This is a genomic window from Nitrosomonas oligotropha (genome assembly GCF_009833085.1).
In the GTDB taxonomy this organism is placed as follows: Bacteria; Pseudomonadota; Gammaproteobacteria; order Burkholderiales; family Nitrosomonadaceae; genus Nitrosomonas; species Nitrosomonas oligotropha.
The window spans coordinates 1-20136 of record NZ_QRBZ01000026.1 but is presented as its reverse complement, the minus strand read 5'-3'; the positions used below and the strand labels follow the sequence as shown (position 1 = coordinate 20136).

17 protein-coding genes are annotated in these 20136 nt (G+C 50.6%); 14 read left to right on the top strand and 3 right to left on the bottom strand.

What is annotated here, in order from left to right; genetic code table 11:
* Positions 1-56: 56 nt before the first annotated feature.
* The 9 genes from ABD07_RS08580 (at position 57) to ABD07_RS14795 (ending at position 12390) form a co-directional block, all read left to right on the top strand.
* Positions 57-593, top strand: coding sequence for a DUF4390 domain-containing protein (locus ABD07_RS08580; RefSeq protein WP_240142488.1), 537 nt, complete (start codon positions 57-59; stop codon positions 591-593).
* Positions 593-2770: a sensor histidine kinase gene (locus ABD07_RS08575; RefSeq protein ID WP_160817937.1), complete on the top strand. Its 2178-nt coding sequence runs from the start codon at positions 593-595 to the stop codon at positions 2768-2770. Before ABD07_RS08580 ends, ABD07_RS08575 begins: the two co-directional genes overlap by 1 nt.
* A gap of 152 nt (positions 2771-2922) precedes the next feature.
* Complete coding sequence (locus ABD07_RS08570) at positions 2923-4185, top strand: sigma-54-dependent transcriptional regulator (RefSeq protein WP_108699508.1); 1263 nt, start codon at positions 2923-2925, stop codon at positions 4183-4185.
* A gap of 188 nt (positions 4186-4373) precedes the next feature.
* Positions 4374-6389, top strand: coding sequence for a transketolase (gene tkt / locus ABD07_RS08565; RefSeq protein WP_160817936.1), 2016 nt, complete (start codon positions 4374-4376; stop codon positions 6387-6389).
* Positions 6390-6468: 79 nt separating this feature from the next.
* Positions 6469-7467: a type I glyceraldehyde-3-phosphate dehydrogenase gene (gene gap / locus ABD07_RS08560; protein WP_108699497.1), complete on the top strand. Its 999-nt coding sequence runs from the start codon at positions 6469-6471 to the stop codon at positions 7465-7467.
* Positions 7468-7598: 131 nt separating this feature from the next.
* On the top strand, positions 7599-8777 hold the full coding sequence (locus ABD07_RS08555) for a phosphoglycerate kinase (protein ID WP_160817935.1): 1179 nt from the start codon (positions 7599-7601) through the stop codon (positions 8775-8777).
* 15 nt (positions 8778-8792) lie between these two features.
* On the top strand, positions 8793-10244 hold the full coding sequence (pyk, locus tag ABD07_RS08550; RefSeq protein WP_160817934.1) for a pyruvate kinase: 1452 nt from the start codon (positions 8793-8795) through the stop codon (positions 10242-10244).
* A 128-nt stretch (positions 10245-10372) separates the two neighbouring features.
* A complete protein-coding gene (fba, locus tag ABD07_RS08545; RefSeq protein ID WP_108699500.1) occupies positions 10373-11437 on the top strand; it encodes a class II fructose-bisphosphate aldolase in 1065 nt (354 codons plus the stop codon).
* A gap of 533 nt (positions 11438-11970) precedes the next feature.
* On the top strand, positions 11971-12390 hold the full coding sequence (locus tag ABD07_RS14795) for a DUF4357 domain-containing protein (RefSeq protein ID WP_205010677.1): 420 nt from the start codon (positions 11971-11973) through the stop codon (positions 12388-12390).
* 83 nt (positions 12391-12473) lie between these two features.
* Here ABD07_RS14795 and ABD07_RS08535 read toward each other — a convergent pair whose 3' ends face one another.
* The 3 genes from ABD07_RS08535 to ABD07_RS08525 all read right to left on the bottom strand — a co-directional run bounded on the left by ABD07_RS08535 (position 12474) and on the right by ABD07_RS08525 (position 15023).
* Positions 12474-12746 (bottom strand): oxidative damage protection protein, encoded by a 273-nt coding sequence (locus ABD07_RS08535; RefSeq protein WP_090317520.1) that lies wholly within the window; start codon positions 12744-12746, stop codon positions 12474-12476.
* Between the two features lie 175 nt (positions 12747-12921).
* Positions 12922-14268 (bottom strand): amino-acid N-acetyltransferase, encoded by a 1347-nt coding sequence (gene argA, locus ABD07_RS08530; protein WP_240142487.1) that lies wholly within the window; start codon positions 14266-14268, stop codon positions 12922-12924.
* Between the two features lie 8 nt (positions 14269-14276).
* A complete protein-coding gene (locus ABD07_RS08525) occupies positions 14277-15023 on the bottom strand; it encodes a 16S rRNA (uracil(1498)-N(3))-methyltransferase (protein ID WP_160817933.1) in 747 nt (248 codons plus the stop codon).
* A 164-nt stretch (positions 15024-15187) separates the two neighbouring features.
* Here ABD07_RS08525 and ABD07_RS08520 point away from each other — a divergent pair, with 164 nt between their 5' ends.
* Genes ABD07_RS08520 through ABD07_RS08500 form a run of 5 tightly spaced genes read left to right on the top strand, consistent with a single transcriptional unit; the run spans position 15188 to position 19916 of the window.
* Positions 15188-15745: a thioredoxin family protein gene (locus tag ABD07_RS08520; RefSeq protein WP_160817932.1), complete on the top strand. Its 558-nt coding sequence runs from the start codon at positions 15188-15190 to the stop codon at positions 15743-15745.
* A 2-nt stretch (positions 15746-15747) separates the two neighbouring features.
* Positions 15748-16536, top strand: coding sequence for an inositol monophosphatase family protein (locus tag ABD07_RS08515; RefSeq protein WP_160817931.1), 789 nt, complete (start codon positions 15748-15750; stop codon positions 16534-16536).
* Between the two features lie 9 nt (positions 16537-16545).
* The gene (gene trkA / locus ABD07_RS08510) at positions 16546-17994 is read left to right on the top strand and encodes a Trk system potassium transporter TrkA (protein ID WP_160817930.1); all 1449 of its coding nucleotides are present in this window, start codon (positions 16546-16548) and stop codon (positions 17992-17994) included.
* A gap of 11 nt (positions 17995-18005) precedes the next feature.
* Positions 18006-19463 carry a TrkH family potassium uptake protein gene (locus ABD07_RS08505; protein ID WP_160817929.1) on the top strand — a complete coding sequence of 486 codons (1458 nt, stop codon included), beginning with the start codon at positions 18006-18008 and terminating at the stop codon, positions 19461-19463.
* 57 nt (positions 19464-19520) lie between these two features.
* Positions 19521-19916 (top strand): response regulator, encoded by a 396-nt coding sequence (locus tag ABD07_RS08500; RefSeq protein WP_338040577.1) that lies wholly within the window; start codon positions 19521-19523, stop codon positions 19914-19916.
* Positions 19917-20136 lie beyond the last annotated feature (220 nt).

The following is a 20136-nucleotide window of genomic DNA, read 5'->3' as shown; positions in this document are numbered from 1 at the left end:
AAATAAAGCGACCCTCCCTCAATCTTGTACTTTTGTTACTGATTTTGTTATTGCCCATGTCTGTTGTGCAGGCGGAAGGTATCCGGATTAAGTCTGTCAGTCTGGCGGCAACCGAGCAAGGTTATACCATCAGCATGGATTCCGAGATTACGCTGAACGAGACTCTGGAGCAGGCGCTGGAAAAAGGTATCGTGCTGTATTTCGTCACTAAATTCGGCTTGCTGGATGCGCGCTGGTATAAGCTGAATGAGGAAGTGGCGCGCAGTAAGTTTGTGGTCGGCTTGCGCTATTATGCGCTAACACGGCAATATCACCTGAATCATCCGGTGTTCTCACAAAGTTATTCTTCATTAAACGAAGCATTGCAGGCATTGGGGCGGATACGCGATCTGCCCCTGACGGCTAAAGCCGGATTAAAACCGGACGCCGATTATGTGGCGTCGTTGCGAGTCTGGCTCGATCTGACGCGGATGCCAAAGCCGTTCCAAGTTGAAACATTGGGTTCCAGCCAGTGGAATTTGAGTTCGGATAAACTGGAATGGCACCTGAAGCTGCCAGTACCCGGGGAACCGGCGCAGATTAAAGGTCATTGATGAAATACGTGCTCATTGTGGGTGCCGGTGTGGGGGCTGTGATGCTCTTTCTGCTGGCTACCGCGGGCGCCAATACCGAGTTTTTTGAACGGAAGTACCGCTTATTGCTGGGCATCAATATCGCCTTTGTGATCTTTCTCATGGCGATCCTGGGATTTCTGCTGTGGCGGTTCAGACGCCGCCTCAAATCGGGTGTTTTCGGATCCCGGCTGGCGTTACGGTTGATGCTGGTTTTTTCCATGATGGCGACACTTCCCGGTGTTTTGGTGTATGCCGTGTCCGTTCAGTTTCTTGAGAAGAGTATCGAGTCCTGGTTTGACGTTAAAGTGGATCGAGCCCTGGAGGGCGGCTTGAATCTGGGCCATACCATGCTGGATAATCTGCTGGAGGAGTTGCAGCGCAAAGCGCAGTCGACGGCGTTAGTATTGTCCGATCCGGCCAATCCGCCTTTGTTGGTGCTGAATGAATTACTGCTGCAATCGCAGGTGGAAGAAGCGACTTTGTTTAATCAGGATGGCAAAGTCATTGCTTTTTCCAGCGAGAGTAATCTGGCGTTATTTCCTGGGATGCCGAATGCCGTCGTCATGCGCTATATCCGGATGCAGAAAGCGTATGGCGCGATTGAGTCGATTGCCGGTAAAGGTTTGTATTTGCGTGTGGTCGCTCCGGTTAATGTGCTGAGCTTGAAAGAGGATATCCGGATGCTTCAGTTGCTGCAGCCGGTTCCACTGCAATTGGCAAAAGACGCCGAACGGGTGCAAGCGGGTTATCAGGATTACCAGGAACTTTCCTTGTCGCGTCACGGATTGACCCGGCTGTATAGCGTTACCTTGACGCTGGCTTTGTTGTTATCGTTGTTTTCGGCATTGGCCACGGCTTCATTGCTCAGTGAAAAACTGAGCGCGCCGCTGGGCATGCTGGCGGAAGGCACGCGGGCGATTGCGCAAGGCGACTACAGCCGCAGACACCTGGTGCAAAGTAGTGACGAATTGGGTGTGTTGACGGAGTCCTTCAACTTGATGACACAACAATTGGAGGAAGCCCGCGCAGCGGCGCTGCATAATCAGCAGGCGGTCGAGAGCGCGCGCGCGCACTTGGAAAGTATTCTGGCGAATTTGTCATCGGGCGTGCTGGTATTCGACGATCAATTGGTATTATCCAAGGCCAATCGCAGCGCCGAGCAGATCCTGCAAATACCGCTGATCAGTTTGGACGGATCGATTATCGAAGGCTGTGTGAGCAATGAACCGCAACTGGATACCTTGATTGTCGAGATCAAAGCGGGATTTAATTCCGGGGAAACCGGTGTTTGGCAGCGCCAATTGACGCGTTCGGAAGATGGCCGTAATCAGGTCTTGTTGCTGCGAGGGACACGCTTGCCCAAGATATCCGGTGGTGGCGGTGTGGTGGTTTTTGATGACATCACCAATCTATTGCAAGTGCAGCGCGCGGTTGCCTGGGGTGAGGTTGCACGCCGGCTGGCGCACGAAATTAAAAATCCGCTTACACCGATTCAACTGTCCGCCGAGCGCGTGCAGCACAAATTGATCAATAAGCTCAATGAAGAAGATGCCAAGATATTGCGGCGTTCTACCGAAACCATTGTCAATCAGGTGGAAGCCCTGAAGCGGATGGTGAATGAATTTAATCAGTATGCGCGCGTGCCTGAGCTGCAATTGCATCAACTCGATTTTAACCGGCTGGTGCGCGAGGTATTGTCGCTTTATGAAACCGCGAATATGGCGGCTGAGAATAGCAAGCATGTGCAAATCCAGCAGCTATTGGCGGATGATTTGCCGCTGATCAAAGGCGATTCGGCGCAATTGCGCCAAGTGCTGCATAATTTGCTGCAAAATGCGCAAGACGCGCTGATTGATACGCCGCAACCCGTGATCGAGGTAAAAACCGAAAAAGTGCATGGCGGAGTGCAACTCAGTGTGCGTGATAACGGTTGCGGTTTTTCGGATGAGATCAGAGCGAGGGTTTTTGAGCCTTATGTCACCACCAAGGCCAAGGGAACCGGATTGGGATTGCCGATTGTGAAGAAAATTGTTGAAGAACATGAAGGGATTATCCATATCGAAAATATTAAACCGCAGGGCGCGCAAATTTCAATTATCCTGCCAGCGGTGGAGAAAAGCGCATCCACCCACGATAACCGGCTGGCGGTTCATTAGAGAACAATCGGTGATGCAGAACAGAGGAATGAATTTTTCCTGGCAAGATATCCGTCAATCAAAAAACTTGGAATCCATAATGATCGTGAAATTTGACAGTTGTGGCTAAGCTGATTAGATTTCAGTAGTGGAGATAACACTCAATGATATCAATGATAACGAACAATACAATACTGGTTGTTGATGACGAAATTGGCATCCGCGAATTGCTGTCTGAAATTTTGCGGGATGAAGGATATCGCGTGGCGTTGGCCGAAAATGCCGAGCAAGCCCGGGTCTGGCGCGCGCAAACGCGCCCCGATCTGGTGCTGCTGGATATCTGGATGCCCGATACCGATGGTATTACGCTGCTGAAAGAGTGGGCGAGCAATGGCCTGCTGACGATGCCGGTGATTATGATGTCCGGACACGGCACGATTGATACGGCGGTGGAGGCCACCCGCATTGGCGCATTCGGTTATCTGGAAAAGCCGATACCGTTACAAAAGCTGTTGAGCACGGTCACCAAGGCTTTGCGCGGGGCGCAGAATAAACAGCAATCGGCACTGTCACTGGCCAGTCTGGGTAAGGGCGCTTTGATTCTTGATCTGAGAAAAAAGCTGGAACAAGTGGTGAACTTGAAAACACCCGTGCTGCTGATGGGTGAGCCGGGCGCGGGCGCGGAGATCTGCGCGCGTTTTATGCATCGTTCGGGTACACCGTGGGTGGAGCCCGAGACGTTGACGGGATTGGCCGAATCACCGCTGGATTTGCTGGAGCATGCACGTGACGGGCTGTTATTTCTTAAGGATGTCGGTGAGATCAGTAAACTGGCGCAGAAAGGTTTGCTGTTATTGTTGAGTAAGTTGGAGAAGTATAACGTCCGGCTGGTTTGCGCTACATCGCAACCGTTGGCGGAGTTGACTGCGCAGGGCGCTTATCATCCCAAGCTATACGAGATATTGAGCAGTCTCAGCATCGGTATTCCGGCATTGCGGGCGCACCGGGAGGACATTCCCGAGCTGGCCGGTCAAATCTTGTCGCGTTTCGTTGAATCGGGAGAAGCTTCGTCCACGTTACAATTCAGTACCGCAGCGTTAAATTGCCTGCGCAATTACGACTGGCCCGGCAACCTGACGCAATTAACCGGCGTGGTGCATTCGCTGGCGCTGACTTGCACGTCTGATGAGATTTCGGTCGAAGCCGTGCAGCAGGCGATGGTTTTCCCGGAATCGGCCTCGTCATCGGTTTCGCCGGAGATTCCTCTCGATCTTTCCCTGCGCGAAGCGCGCGATTTGTTTGAAAAAACTTACTTTGAAAGATTGATCGACCAAGAAAATGGCAACATGACGCGAGTCGCGGAACGCGCTGGATTAGAGCGGACTCACCTGTACCGCAAAATAAAATTATTGGGAATTAAACTACGGGGCAACTGATTTTTTAAAGAAATTCCGCTGCTACCGGATTGGTTTTAGGCGCAAAAAATGAAGGTCTCTAGTTGTCGTATCCCCTATCTTAGGGGATAATATCGCATTTATTTATTTGCCGATACGATGTGTTCCTATTCAATTAGCGCACAGTTCGATCTTTTCTATTCGTTTAAAATATTAGGGAGTTAGTGTTAATGGGGACATTCAAGGATTTTGACGCGCCGGTGTTTAAGGATTTAACCAGCGCAATTCGTGCATTGGCGATGGATGCTGTGCAAAAAGCCAATTCCGGTCACCCCGGTATGCCGATGGGAATGGCGGAAATCGCTGAAGTACTGTGGATTCATCATCTGCGTCATAATCCTGGCAATCCGGGATGGGTTGATCGTGACCGGTTCATTCTGTCCAACGGGCATGGATCGATGCTGATTTATGCTTTATTGCATCTGACCGGCTACGATCTGCCGATGGAAGAAATTAAGAAATTCCGGCAATTTCATTCCAAGACACCCGGCCATCCGGAATATGGCTACACACCGGGTGTGGAAACCACAACCGGCCCGTTAGGCCAGGGTATTACCAACGCCGTGGGCATGGCGCTGGCGGAAAAAATACTCGCCGCAGAATTTAATCGTCCCGGTTATAACATTGTCGATCACCATACCTACGTTTTCCTGGGCGATGGCTGTCTGATGGAAGGCATTTCGCACGAAGCTTGTTCCTTGGCGGGTACCTTAGGTTTAGGGAAATTGATTTGTTTTTACGATGATAACGGTATTTCCATCGATGGTCATGTGGAAGGCTGGTTTACCGATGACACGCCGAAACGGTTTGAATCTTATGGCTGGCACGTGGTGCCTAACGTCAACGGGCACGACCCGGTGGCCATAGAAGCAGCGATTGAAGCCGCTAAAAAAGTCAGTGACAAGCCAACAATGATCTGCTGCAAAACAGTTATCGGACTGGGATCACCCAATATGGCCAATACCCACTCGGTGCACGGTGCGGCACTCGGTGACGCGGAAATCGCCGCTACTCGTCCGCACATCGGCTGGCATCATCCGCCTTTTGAAATTCCGCAAGAAGTGTACAGTGCCTGGGACGCAAGAGCGAAAGGGCAAGCACTGGAAACGGAATGGAATCAGAAATTTACCGAATACGCGGAAAAATATCCGGCTGAAGCAGCTGAATTCAATCGTCGCACCGCTGGTGAGTTACCTGCGAACTGGCGTAGCCATGTCGACGGCGTTATCAATCAAGTTAACGCAAAAGCGGAAACCATTGCTAGCCGTAAAGCTTCGCAAAATGCGATCGAAGGTTTGGCACCAGTTCTGCCTGAATTGCTCGGTGGTTCCGCTGATCTGGCCGGATCCAATTTGACGCTGTGGTCGGGTTCCAAAGGAGTCAGCAAGCAAAACGGCGGTAACTACGTGTATTACGGTGTGCGCGAATTTGGCATGAGTGCCATGATGAATGGCTTGTCGTTGCACGGCGGCTTGATTCCTTACGGCGCCACTTTCCTGATGTTCTCCGAATATGCGCGTAATGCATTGCGTATGGCCGCACTGATGAAAATTCGCAATATTTTTGTCTTTACACACGACTCCATCGGTCTGGGTGAAGATGGTCCGACGCATCAGCCGGTAGAACAAACCGCAACCTTGCGTTTAATCCCTAACATGGATGTATGGCGTCCTTGCGATACGGTTGAATCGACCGTGTCATGGGCACGTGCCATCGAACGTAAAAACGGCCCGTCGACATTGATATTCAGCCGTCAGAATCTGCCATTCCAAAAACGCGATGCCACTACCATTAAGCTGATCGATAAAGGCGGCTATATATTATCCGAAGCCGGTAATGGCAAGCCGCAAGCAATTTTGATCGCGACAGGCTCCGAAGTGGGACTGGCCATGAATGCGCAAAAAGCGCTGGCGGAAGAAGGCATTCATGTGCGCGTGGTTTCCATGCCGTGCACGAATGTATTTGACCGTCAGGAACCATCCTATAAAGACAGTGTCTTGCTGAAGGGTGTCAAACGCGTCGCGGTGGAAGCCGGGGTAACTGATTTCTGGCGTAAGTATGTTGGACTGGATGGCGCGGTAGTCGGTATGGATACCTTTGGTGAATCAGCGCCTGCGGATGTGTTATTCAAACATTTTGGTTTTACTGTCGAGAATGTTGTTAAAACAGTGAAAGGCATTCTCTGATCGAATATATGATTAAAGCAGAGAGGCGGTGATTTTTTCCGCCCGCAAGCAACAAGTTTCTTATTCAAGGAGTTTTAGTATGACAATTAAGGTTGGTATTAACGGGTTTGGTCGTATCGGGCGTATGGTTTTCCGCTCAGCTGTGCAGAATTTTTCGGATATCGAAATCGTTGCCATTAACGATTTGCTGGAGCCGGATTATCTGGCTTATATGTTAAAGCATGACTCAGTGCACGGCCGCTTCCAGGGTGACATTGCGATTGATGGAAATACCTTGGTAGTCAATGGAAAAAGAATCCGGTTAACGGCTGTTAAAGATCCGGCTGAGCTGAAATGGAATGAAGTCGGCGCGGAAGTTGTGGTTGAATCGACAGGTCTCTTTCTGACGAAGGAAACCTGTGAAAAACACTTAGCGGCTGGCGCCAAGAAAGTCATCATGTCAGCACCTTCCAAAGACGATACACCGATGTTTGTGTATGGCGTGAATGACAAATCCTACAAAGGCGAAAGCATTATTTCCAATGCTTCCTGCACCACCAACTGCCTGGCTCCGATCGCCAAAGTATTGAACGATAAATGGGGCATTAAACGTGGTCTGATGACTACCGTGCATGCCGCAACGGCAACGCAAAAAACCGTCGATGGCCCATCCAATAAAGACTGGCGCGGTGGCCGCGGTATTCTGGAAAACATTATTCCTTCTTCAACCGGTGCTGCTAAAGCGGTCGGCGTTGTGATTCCGCAACTGAACAAAAAACTGACCGGTATGGCTTTCCGTGTTCCGACATCGGACGTATCGGTAGTAGATTTGACGTGTGAGCTGGAAAAAGAAGCAACCTACGACGAAATTTGCAAAGCGATGAAAGAAGCTTCCGAAGGTTCCATGAAAGGCGTGCTGGGATATACCGATCAAAAAGTGGTATCCACCGACTTCCGCGGTGAAAGCTGCACCTCAATTTTCGATGCCGAAGCAGGGATGGCGTTGGATAAAAGCTTCGTCAAAGTGGTTGCGTGGTACGACAATGAATGGGGTTATTCCACCAAAGTACTGGAGATGGTGCGTACTGTCGCCAAGTAGTTTTACATGCTCGGATAGCAATCAAACTAGAGTGTTTTGATTGCTATCTGATTAAATAGTTAATTTATTAAGACATAAAGGGTAGCGCTGCTATCCTTTATATTTTGTTAAAGACATTTCTGGAGCTTATTGTGTCCGTTATTAAACTAGTTGACCTTGACCTTAAAGGTAAACGTGTATTTATTCGCGCTGATCTGAATGTCCCTGTAAAAGATGGAAAAGTGACCTCGGATGCACGCATTACCGCCTCGATGGCGACCATTAATCACTGCATCAAACAAGGCGCGAAAGTCATGGTGACCTCGCACTTGGGCCGCCCTGAAGAAGGCGTGTGGACTGAAGAGAATTCTCTGAAACCGGTGGCTGATAATATTGCCAGCCGTCTGGGAAAACCGGTGCGTTTAATCAAGGACTGGGTTGATGGCGGATTTGATGTTGCGGCTGGAGAACTGGTCGTGCTGGAAAATTGCCGCATCAATAAAGGCGAAAAGAAAAATGTTGAAGAGACCGCGCAAAAATACGCAAAACTGTGCGATGTTTTTGTCATGGACGCATTCGGCACCGCGCACCGCGCGGAAGCTTCAACCCACGGTGTCGCTAAATATGCGCCGGTGGCTTGCGCCGGTATCCTGCTGACAGAAGAACTGGATGCGCTGACCAAAGCGCTGTTGAGCCCAGCGCGCCCGATGGTGGCGATTGTCGGCGGCTCAAAAGTTTCAACCAAGCTGACCGTGCTGGAGTCATTGTCCGAGAAAGTCGATCAACTGGTTGTGGGTGGCGGGATTGCCAATACCTTCCTGAAAGCGACCGGTAAAAATGTCGGTAAATCACTGTGTGAAGATGATTTGGTTCCAACAGCCAAGGCCTTGATGGATAAAATGGCGAAACGCAATGCCTCGATTCCAATCGCGGTCGACGTAGTGACCGGTAAAAAATTCGATGCCAATGAACCGGCGGTATTGAAAGATGCCGGCGCTGTGGCGGACGATGACATGATTTTTGATATCGGTCCGAAAAGCGCGCAAGAGCTGGTGGATATCATCATGAAAGCCGGTACGGTGGTATGGAACGGCCCGGTCGGTGTGTTTGAGTTAGATCAATTTGGCGCCGGAACCGAAAAAATCGCGCGTGCAATTGCGGAAACGAAGGCTTTCACGTTAGCAGGCGGCGGTGATACCATTGCGGCTATTCAAAAGTACGATATTTACGACAAAGTTTCCTATATTTCAACCGCAGGTGGCGCATTCCTGGAGTTCCTGGAAGGTAAAAAACTCCCGGCAGTAGAAATATTGGAGACGCGTGCCAAATAATCAACCAGAAAAATCATGATCCGAAGAACAAAAATTGTAGCGACCCTGGGTCCCGCCTGTAACAATCCAAAAATTTTGGATCGTTTAATCCGGGCCGGTGTTGATGTTGTCCGGATCAATTTTTCGCACGGCACGCGCGAACAGCATATCGAATTCGCCGAGACGACACGGTCGCTGGCGCGGGCTGCTGGTCTTACAGTTGGCGTACTGGCCGATTTGCAAGGGCCGAAAATACGTGTCGGCAGATTCGAGCACGGCAAGATCAGGCTCGAAGTCGGTGATCAGTTCATTCTGGATGCCAATTGTGAATTAGGCAATCAAGAAAGAGTCGGTCTGGATTATAAGGAATTGCCAAATGATCTGGAAACCGGCGCTACGCTGATGCTGGACGATGGCCGGATTGTACTCGGTGTATCGCATGTGAAAGGTCATCAAGTATTCTGCGTGGTTGAGCAGGGCGGAATACTGTCCAATAATAAAGGTATTAACCGTAAAGGTGGCGGACTCGGCGCACCAGCGCTGACCAGCAAGGATCTGGAAGATATCAAAACAGCAGCCGAACTGGGCGCGGATTACTTAGCCGTATCGTTTGTCCGCTCAGGCGACGATATCCGCCAAGCGCGCGCGTTATTTCAAGAGGCGGGCGGCAGAGGCATGATCATGGCCAAGATCGAACGCTCCGAGGCCATTCTTGCTTTGGACGATATTCTCGAAGCCTCGGATGCCATCATGGTAGCGCGCGGTGATCTGGCGGTTGAAGTCGGCGATGCCGCCGTTCCGGCGTTGCAAAAACGAATGATCCGCTCCGCGCGCGCCAACAATAAAACTGTGGTAACCGCCACGCAAATGATGGAGTCGATGATTACCAATCCGATTCCAACACGTGCAGAAGTGTCGGACGTGGCTAACGCGGTGCTGGATGGCACCGATGCGGTCATGCTGTCGGCGGAATCCGCTGCCGGGGAATATCCGGTGGAAGCGGTCGAAGCGATGGCCAGAGTTTGCCTGGAAGCGGAAAAGGAATATCTGGTCAACACCGACCGGCGGATGCAGAATATTAATCCGGCCACTATAGAGGAAGCCATTGCCCGCGCTACAATGTATACCGCCAGCGGCTTGCAGATCCGTGCCATTGCGGCATTAACGCAAAGCGGTGTGACCGCGTTGTTGATGTCGCGCCGGAGTTCCAAAGTCCCTATTTTTGCGCTGAGTCCGAATGAAGAAACGCGCAGAAGGGTGACATTGTTCAGAGGTGTATATCCGGTGGAATTCGGCGCGGGATTGAACGATCCGGAAGAAATTCTGAATCTGGCCGAACAGGAATTACTCAATCGCGGTGTGGTGCGCAGCGGTGATATCATGGTGATGACGATCGGCGAGCCGGTGGGTAAAACCGGTGGCACCAATACGATGAAGATCATCAGAGTCGGCGAATGGAAAACAAGACAAGGTATTGATGCAAAATAAACTGTCTGCGGATGCGAATCTGGCATTGGAGCAACGCGAACGGCAGTGGAAAGAATCAAAAGGTATTCATTAAGAATATGCTTATACTGGTATACAATTTTATTAAGATAATCAATAAGGAGATCTAGATGGCACTCGTATCATTAAGACAACTACTCGATCACGCAGCGGAAAATGGTTACGGCTTGCCCGCTTTTAACGTCAACAATCTGGAACAGATCCAGGCGATCATGCAAGCCGCGGACGAATGCAACAGCCCGGTCATCATGCAAGGTTCCGCCGGTGCGAGAAAATATGCCGGTGAAGCGTTTTTACGTCATTTGATTGAAGCAGCTGTTGAATCTTATCCGCATATCCCGATTGTGATGCATCAGGATCATGGTGCTTCTCCTTCCGTTTGTGTCAATGCGATTCGTAGCGGTTTCTCAAGCGTCATGATGGACGGCTCGTTGCAAGCAGACGCCAAAACACCGTCTTCGTACGAATATAACGTTAATGTCACAGCCGATGTCGTTAACATCGCGCACTCTGTCGGTGTTTCCGTCGAAGGCGAACTGGGTTGCCTGGGATCTCTGGAATCCGGCATGGGTGAAGCCGAAGACGGTCACGGCGCGGAAGGCGTGTTATCGCACGATCAACTGCTGACCGACCCGGAAGAAGCCGCCGACTTTGTGCGCAAAACCGGCGTGGATGCACTGGCGATTGCTATCGGAACATCGCACGGCGCGTACAAATTCACCCGCAAACCCACCGGCGATATTCTGGCGATTCAACGCATCAAGGAAATCCATGCACGTATCCCCAACACGCATTTGGTCATGCACGGCTCCAGCTCAGTACCGCAAGAATGGCTGGAAATCATCCGTCAATTCGGCGGTGACATCAAAGAAACCTACGGTGTTCCGGTCGAAGAAATTCAACAAGGGATCAAGTATGGCGTGCGTAAAGTCAATATCGACACGGATATCCGTCTGGCGATGACCGGCGCGATCCGCCGTAGCCTGGAAAAAGACAAAAGCAATTTCGACCCGCGCAAATTCCTGAAAGAAGCAACCGCAGCGGCTAAAGATATTTGTAAAGCACGCTTCGAAGCCTTCGGCTGCGCCGGACAAGCCGGAAAAATCAAACCAATTTCCCTGGAAAGTATGGCAAATCGCTATGCTAAAGGCGAATTGAACGCGGTTATTAAGTAAGTCAAAGTTCAGTAGTATTCAATGTTTCCATGATTGATTGTGCGGTTTGCATTATCAATCATGGAATTCAAGTTAGAAAACTGTAGTAGTTTTTTCTTTCCTCACACGTGCCTAGTGCAACAATCAAAATATTCCTGGTTTACGGAGATCCTAAACGGCTTCGTACTGCGGAATTGTCGAATTGGACTGGAAAGGCTGTCGCCGGTCCCAGAAGCGAGTTTGAAGGAGTCTTCTCTCGTGAAGAATCAGGCGGTGCGGGAGTCTATTTTTTGACGGGCTCCGATCCTGAGTCCGGAAAACCAGCACTCTATATTGGTGAAGCTGAGAGCATTCGTGATCGAATCAAAGCTCACTTGGAGAAAGATTTTTAGAATCAAATCATCTTTTTTATTAGTAAAGACGAGAACTTAACTAAGGCGCATATCCGTTTTCTTGAAGGAAAGCTAATAGATCAGGCGCGCAAATCTGGGCGAGCCGTGGTTACAAACGGCCAAAGTAGCAGAGCTCGATTGCCTGAATCTGACCGAGAGGATATGGAAATATTTTTAGAAAAGATTAACCAACTATTGCCAGTTCTTGGGGTCGAGCTCCTCGTGCCAACCGCAGCAAAAGCCGTCACAGAATCCGAACATAAGAGACTGTTCTGCGAGATTAAAGGGATTAAAGCAGAGGGTCATTTGGCGCCCAATGGTTTTGTGGTGCTTAAGGGTTCCCAAGCTATTTTGAACGATCGAGCTTCAGCACAAAAGTGGCCATGGACGATGAATATGAGGCAGTGCTTAAAAGATGAGGGGGTATTAGAGACCAAAGACGATACATTGGTATTTACAAGAGATGCGGAATTTACAAGTCCGAGTTCGGCAGCAGCGGTGATTCATGGCGGGCATGCAAATGGACTCACCGCATGGAAAGATAAAAACGGAAAGACTCTTAAGGAAATAGAATCTTTATAACCAGCCATTCCACACGGCGCTGTGTGATAAGGGGGTACCTGTGATTTGAATGTTATGTTTTAGGTATATGTCAAAAATTAAGATTAATTCTTAGGCGGCACATACCCCGCTGCCTGTTCCGCTCCCTCCCCAAAAAAATGTGCTTCCATTTGTTCCGCTAGATATTTCCGCGCTTTGGCGTCTGAGAGATTTAAACGGTTTTCGTTGACCAGCGTAGTTTGGTGTTTGATCCACTGGCTCCAGGCTTCCTTGGAGACATTCTCAAAAATTCGTTTGCCCAGTTCGCCGGGGTAGGTTTGAAAATCCAGGCCTTCGGCTTCGCGGCCTAGTTTGATGCATTTCACCATTCTTGCCATTTGGTATCCTTGCTCCAAGTCAGTAAAAGAGTATTGGGAATTCTCTGAACCACATGTTGCCGTTTGTCCTGAGCTTGTCGAAGGACATGGTCAGAGTTTCCTGTTGAGGAAAGTCCGGCATTATGAAACGTTCGTTTCATTGAGTAAACAGCCGGGGCGTATTTTGTATGAAAAATTACAAGTGCTTGATCAGCACTTTCGAACGGCGCTGATAATTGTATAAATTCTGTTTGGCTTTGGGTAACTCAGCCGGAGTGGCTGGATTGAAGCCGTGTTCGATGAACCAATGCGTGGCATGCGTGGTGAGTACGAACAGTTTGTGGATGCCTTGCGCGATGGTTTTATTTTCGATGTGCTTGAGCAAGCGTTCGCCGTGTCCCTGATCGCGGTAATCCGGGTGAATCGCCAAACAGGCGAGTTCGCACGCGTGTTCTTCGGGAAAGGGATACAGCGCGGCGCAGCCGAGGATGATGCCGTCGTGCTCGAATACGGTAAACCGGTCGATTTCGATTTCCAGCAATTCACGCCCGCGCCGCACCAGAATGCCTTCGGCTTCGAGCGGTTCGATCAGCTGCAGAATGCCGCCGACATCGTCGATGCGTGCTTTGCGCAGCGCCTGCAGCGTTTCCTGCGAAATCATGCAGCCGATGCCGTCGTGCGTAAACAGTTCTTGGATGATGGCGCCGTCGATATGCCGACTGACCAGGTGCGCGCGCGTCACACCCAATTCACAAGCTTTGGTTGCGTATTGCAGCGATGACCGGATCGCATCCGGTATCGGCGCTGCTGTTGCCGGTGTTTTGTTTTCCAGCAGCAATTTGCTTTCCGGTAAGGTGAGTTCGCGCGGCAGTGCTGCGGTATTGGCGTTGTCCAGCAGAAGAATCAATTTTTCGGCGTGGAGCGCGATGGCGGTCTCAGACGTCACATTTTCCATCGTCAAGTTAAAAATCTCACCGGTAGGCGAGTAGCCCAGCGGCGAAATCAGCACCACATCGCCTTGTTCCAGGCGCGAGTGAATCGCCGGTGCGTTGATTTTGCGCACTTTGCCGGTATGCATCAGGTCGATGCCCTGAATGACGCCGTATGGGCAAGCGGTGACGAAATTCCCGCTGGTCACGCGGATGGCGGCATTGGCCATCGGTGAATTGGGCAAACCCATCGACAGCAAGGCGGCAATCTCGTGGTGCACGCGCCCGACCGATTCCTTGACGCACTGCAACGCGGCCGGGTCGGTGACGCGCATGCCCATGACGGTTTGCGTTTCCAGTTGCGATTCATCCAGGCGCAGTTGTATTTGCGGACGTGCGCCGTGCACCAGGACCAGCCGGACGCCGAGGCTGGCGAGCAGATTGACGTCGTGAATGAAATCGACAAAGGTGGCGTTCGTGACCATTTCGCCGCTGAAGCCAATGACGAAGGTTTTACCCCTGAATGCGTTGATATAGGGAGCAACCGAGCGGAACCAGGCGACAAATTCGGCAGGTGTATTCATGGTCTGTGAAGATAGCGGATTTTTGTTCATGCGATCGGTTAAAAATCACCCCACAGGGTTTGTAATGCGGCAATAGCCGTCAAAGCCGCGCTTTCGGTGCGCAGGATGCGTTTTCCCAGACGCACCGGAACGAAACCGGTTTGTAAAACAGCCGCTTCCTCTTCCGGCGTAAATCCGCCTTCCGGTCCGATCACGAGCGCCAGATTGGCATCGGCGGATGGCTTGGCAATCTCTTTTAAACTTTGCGTGGCTGTCGTGGATAATATAAAGCAACCATCATGAGGCGACCGGTCAGTTTTTTTCCGGCTCAGCCACTCCAATAGCGAAATCAACGGCAATACTTGCGGCACGTAATTTCTGCCGCATTGCTCGCACGCGGAAATGACGATTTTTTGCCAGTGTTGCTGGCGTTTGTCGGCGCGCTCACCGGACAAGTGCACGATACTGCGCGCCGTGGTCACGGGTTGAATGCGCGTCACGCCCAATTCCACCGCTTTTTGTATGATCCAATCCATTTTTTCATTGACACAGACGGCTTGGGCCAGCTCGATCGACAGCGGCGATTCCCGATCCATCGCGTGATAGGTGTCGACCCGGACGGTCGTGCTGGATTTGGTGATGCTGGTGATGTGCGCGGAGAATTCACCGCCCTGTCCATTGAACAGCGTGACCGTATTGCCTTCTTTCAAACGCAATACCCGCGCGGCATGATGTTTGTTCTCGGTCGATAATTCGATGACCGTTCCAGCAGTGATTTCTTCGGGATGGTAGAAGCGCGCATGCATGATGGGGGCTGACCTGGGTAAGTAGCAATTCGATAAATGGACTCATGATAATATAGCACGTTATTTATCCGGCATTCATTGTCTGACCGCTGTTTCAATGGGGGAGCGCGGCAGGCTGGAGAAGCGGTTTTCAAGATTATTATCGATAGTAGGAGAAAAAGAATATGGCAAGTTTGGAGACACCGGTTTGTGATTTTGGCTGGAAGGCGGTTGATTTTGATTTGTTGGGCGTTGACGGCAAGCGCCATAACCTGGCTTCCGCAAAAGGGGAGAACGGTCTGCTGGTGATGTTTATCTGCAATCATTGCCCGTATGTGAAAGCGGTGCAGGATCGCATCATTCGCGATGTGAACGAGTTGAAATCGCACGGCATTAATGCCATCGCGATCATGTCTAATGACCCGGCCGATTACCCGGAAGATTCATTTGAAAACATGGCGCTGGTGGCGAAACAATTAAATTATCCTTTTCCATACGTGTGGGATGAAACACAGGAAATAGCCAAACGCTATGGCGCGGTGTGCACACCGGATTTCTTCGGATTCAACAGCAAACTGGAATTGCAGTATCGCGGCCGTTTGGATGCATCGCGCAAAGAAGCCGCGCCGGCCGATGTACGCCGGGATTTGTTCGAGGGAATGTTGCAAGTCGCCAAAACCGGCCGCGGTCCGGCGGAACAAATCCCCAGTATCGGCTGTTCGATCAAGTGGCGGTCGGAGTAAACGTGTTAGAGGAAGTGATTGCGGCGGTAAGAGAAGTCGCGCAGCAAGTCGTTATGCCGCGCTACCTGCAAGTCGACCGTCAAATTAAAGCGGACGGCAGTTTTTTTACCGAAGCGGATGTCGCGGCACAGAATGCGTTGCTGGAGAAGCTGCAAAAAATTCATCCAGCCGCCGCGATGGGCGAGGAGATGACAAAACAAGAGCAGGAAGTGCAGTGGATCGAGGGGCAATCCGGTTTGTGGAGTATCGATCCGATCGATGGCACATCGAATTTTCTCAATGGATTACCGTACTTCGCCATTTCGGTGGCGTTCATGGAGCAAGGCAAGAGTGTGCTGGGCGTGATCTACAATCCGGCGACGGACGAGATGTTTTATGCCACTAAAGGCGGCGGCGCTTTCTTGAATGGCGTTGCGTTGCCACTGAAGACGTATACACCGGCATTATCGGGCGCCATGGCCAATGTCGATTTAAAGCGTCTGGACCGGAAATTCGCGGCCAGAGTGGCTGCATTTCCTCCATTTGCTTCGCAGCGTAACTTCGGTGCGTGCGCGCTGGAATGGTGTTATACCGCCGCCGGTTATTTTGATTTATATCTGCACGGCGGACAGAAGCCATGGGATTACGGTGCGGGTTCGTTGATTCTTGCCGAAGCGGGCGGACATATGTGCGGCTTTGAGCAGGATGATTACTGGGCGGGATCGCCGTGGACGCGATCCGTGATAGCGGCGCTGGATCCCGGGCTATTTGCGCAATGGCGCGACTGGGTGCGCGAGAACCGGAAAGGGTAGGTTGTTCAAGTGAAAATTATCATTCTGGGTGCGGGGCAAGTCGGTTCATCGGTGGCTGAAAGCTTGGTCAGCGAGGCCAACGACATCACGATGGTCGATGTCGATCCCAAACGTTTGGCGTTATTACAGGATCGCCTGGATTTGCGCACCGTTGTCGGCAACGCATCGCATCCATCGGTGCTGGTGAATGCCGGAGCGCATGATGCAGATATGATATTGGCGGTTACCGAGCATGATGAGACCAATTTGGTGGCGTGTAAACTTGCCGCCACACTATTCAACACCCCGACGAAAATTGCCCGGATCCGCTCCACGGAGTATTTGACGCATCCGGAAATTTTCTCGACCGAGAATTTCTGTGTCGATTTTGCCATTTCTCCGGAACAGATACTGACCGAATATATCGAGAAATTGATCGAGTTTCCCGAGGCTTTGCAGGTGCTGGATTTTGCCTCGGGCAAGGTGAGTCTGGTGGCGGTGCGCGCATTGGAAGGCGGTTCGCTGGTCGGGCAGCAATTGCAGGAATTGCGCAGGCATGTCCCCAATGTCGATACGCGTGTGGCAGCTATTTTCCGTAAAGACCGTCCGATCATACCCGAGGGCGATACGGTGATCGAGGTAGAAGACGAGGTGTTTTTTATTGCTGCGACTGAAGATATCCGTACCGTTATGCGCGAACTGCGGAAAATGGATAAGCCGGTCAAGCATGTCATGATTGCCGGCGGCGGGAAAATCGGCAGACGTCTCGGCATCACGTTGGAAAAAGACTATCAAGTCAAAATCATTGAGCATAATTATCAGGTCAGTGAGCGCCTAGCGGAGGAGTTGAGTGATGCGCTGGTCTTGCATGGAGATGCCACCGATGAAGCGCTGCTGGAAAGTGAGAATATCGCCGAGATGGATATGTTTTGCGCGCTGACGAATGACGAAGAGAACAATATTATGTCGGCCCTACTGGCGAAACGAATGGGGGCGCATAAAGTGATCGCGCTGATCAATCGCCGTGCGTATGTGGATCTGGTGCAAGGCAGCCGTATCGATATCGCGATCTCGCCAGCGCAGGTGACGATCGGTTCATTATTGGCTTACGTCCGTCACGGCGATGTTGTTGCGGTGCACAGTCTGCGGCGCGGCGCGGCGGAAGCATTGGAACTGGTCGCGCATGGCGACGCCAGGTCATCGCACGTCGTCGGGCGGAAAATTGAAGAAATCAAACTGCCCAAAGGTGCGACGATTGGTGCAATTGTGCGCGGTTTGCCCCGGTCTGATGGATTATTTGGCGGAAATTTGCTGTCCGGGGATGAGGAATCGGCTGAACCGGCTAGACCGGTACAAGTCATCATTGCGCACCACGACACGATTATCGAATCGGAAGATCATGTGATTTTATTTGTGGTCAATAGAAAAATGATCCGCGAAGTGGAAAAGCTGTTTCAGGTTAATGTTGGTTTTCTGTAGCGCATCATTCCATGAATCGGTTGCTTACGGTTGTTAATGTGCTGGGCAAGATGGTGCTGGTATTCGGCCTGACCATGCTGATTCCATTCGGTTTGGCGCTATGGATCGATGACGGTGCGCGTTTTGTTTTTGGCGAATCTATTTTGATTACCTTGGGTTGCGGTTTGGTCATGTGGCTAGCGACACGCCGCTATCAACGTGAATTGCAGACACGCGATGGTTTTTTGCTGGTGGTATTGGTGTGGTCCGGGTTGCCCGCTTTTGCCATGCTGCCATTATTGCTGTATTTGCCCGAACTCAATCTCAGCATGGCTTATTTCGAGGCTGTTTCGGGATTAACCGCTACCGGCGGTACGGTATTGTCGGGGCTGGATGCGTTGCCGCCGTCCATCAACTTATGGCGCGGTGAAATCGTGTGGCTTGGCGGTATGGGTCTGATTGTGCTGGCGGTAGCGATCTTGCCGCTGCTGGGTGTCGGCGGCCGTCAATTGCTGAATGCCGAAATACCGGGGCCCATGAAAGAGAACAAACTGACGCCGCGCATCGCCGAGACGGCCAAAGGGTTGTGGTCGATCTACGCGAGTCTGACCTTGGCGTGTGTTTTTGCTTACAAGTGGGCGGGCATGGATTGGTTTGATGCGGTCATGCACGCTTTTACGACTTTGGGATTGGGCGGCTTTTCATCGCACGACGCGAGCTTTGGCTACTGGGATTCTCCGCTCATAGAATCGGTTGCGATTGTCTTTATGCTGATTGCCGGGATAAATTTTGCGACCCATTTTCTGGCTTGGCGCGCAAAAAGTGTAACGCCTTATCGCTACGATTCCGAAGTCAGTTGGTACGTCATAATCCTTTTTCTCAGTTGCGCCGGATTGGCGTTCTATCTTTGGTCAACCGGTGTCTATTCCGAACCGCTGATAGCCTTGCGCTATGCCGCTTTCAATATCGTCTCCGTGGCCACGACGACCGGCTACAGTAACACCGATTATAATCTGTGGCCGATATTCGTTCCTTTATGGATGTTATTTTTATCCGGATTCTGCACCTCTTCAGGTTCCACCGGCGGTGGCATTAAGATGATACGAGCCCGTATTCTCTATCAGCAGGTTTATCGTGAAATCATTACGATTATGCATCCGAATGCGGTGATGCCCGCGAAACTGGGGAGAAGTGTGCTGGCAAGCCGGGTCATTCTCGCAGTCTTGGTATTTCTGTTTGTGTATACGGCGAGTATTGTGCTGATGATGCTGATGCTCACATTGAGCGGATTGGATGTCATTACGGCCTTTTCCGCCGCAGTGGCTTGCATCAATAATCTAGGACCAGGTCTTGGGGAAATTGGACCGGCCACCACTTATGCATCGCTGACGGATTTTCAGACGTGGATATGCAGCTTTGCCATGTTGCTGGGTAGATTGGAATTTTTTACGGTGCTTGCTATATTTACGCCCGCATTCTGGCGGAAATAAAATTCATGATGATCGGCTGGGTTTATAAATATATGTCAATTCTCATAAGGAGTCCGGGTGGATAATACCGGTGTATTGAAAGGTATTAAAGTCATGGTGATCGATGACAGCAACACAATTCGGAAGAGTGCCGAAATTTTTTTAAGACCTTTTGGGTGCGAAGTCATCTTGGCAGAAGATGGTTTCGATGCGATGTCCAAGATTGTTGAGAATCAGCCTGATATTATTTTTGTGGATATCACAATGCCGCGCCTGGATGGTTATCAAGCGTGTAAGTTAATAAAAAATAATCCGATTTATCAATCTACGCCGGTGATTATGTTATCGAGCAAAGATGGATTATTTGATAAAGCACGGGGCAGGATGGCAGGATCGAACGATTACCTGACTAAACCATTTACCGCAGAGGGTTTATTGAGCATAATACGCAACCATACTTTGCAGCAAAATTAAGTGGTGTGATTTAGGTATGGTAAGTAGTAAAAATGTATTTTCGTCTTCTATTGAGCTTAATATGAAGAATGAATTTATTTTGAATATACTTGAAGAATGATTTCTTAGTCTTTGTCTGTTAAGTAGAATCGGGCGAGTTGTCTATGAAAATCCCTGGGGTTGGGTAGGAGATTTTATGACAAATGACTTGACTTTGAGGGGTAAGGTCGACTAGCCTGAG

Coding starts and splice junctions, on each gene's coding strand:
- ABD07_RS08580 (WP_240142488.1), top strand. CDS start 57: ATGTCTGTTGTGCAGGCGGAAGGTATCCGGATTAAGTCTGTCAGTCTG.
- ABD07_RS08575 (WP_160817937.1), top strand. CDS start 593: ATGAAATACGTGCTCATTGTGGGTGCCGGTGTGGGGGCTGTGATGCTC.
- ABD07_RS08570 (WP_108699508.1), top strand. CDS start 2,923: ATGATAACGAACAATACAATACTGGTTGTTGATGACGAAATTGGCATC.
- tkt (WP_160817936.1), top strand. CDS start 4,374: ATGGGGACATTCAAGGATTTTGACGCGCCGGTGTTTAAGGATTTAACC.
- gap (WP_108699497.1), top strand. CDS start 6,469: ATGACAATTAAGGTTGGTATTAACGGGTTTGGTCGTATCGGGCGTATG.
- pyk (WP_160817934.1), top strand. CDS start 8,793: ATGATCCGAAGAACAAAAATTGTAGCGACCCTGGGTCCCGCCTGTAAC.
- fba (WP_108699500.1), top strand. CDS start 10,373: ATGGCACTCGTATCATTAAGACAACTACTCGATCACGCAGCGGAAAAT.
- ABD07_RS14795 (WP_205010677.1), top strand. CDS start 11,971: ATGGAAATATTTTTAGAAAAGATTAACCAACTATTGCCAGTTCTTGGG.
- ABD07_RS08535 (WP_090317520.1), bottom strand. CDS start 12,746: ATGGCAAGAATGGTGAAATGCATCAAACTAGGCCGCGAAGCCGAAGGC.
- argA (WP_240142487.1), bottom strand. CDS start 14,268: ATGAACAAAAATCCGCTATCTTCACAGACCATGAATACACCTGCCGAA.
- ABD07_RS08525 (WP_160817933.1), bottom strand. CDS start 15,023: ATGCATGCGCGCTTCTACCATCCCGAAGAAATCACTGCTGGAACGGTC.
- ABD07_RS08520 (WP_160817932.1), top strand. CDS start 15,188: ATGGCAAGTTTGGAGACACCGGTTTGTGATTTTGGCTGGAAGGCGGTT.
- ABD07_RS08505 (WP_160817929.1), top strand. CDS start 18,006: ATGAATCGGTTGCTTACGGTTGTTAATGTGCTGGGCAAGATGGTGCTG.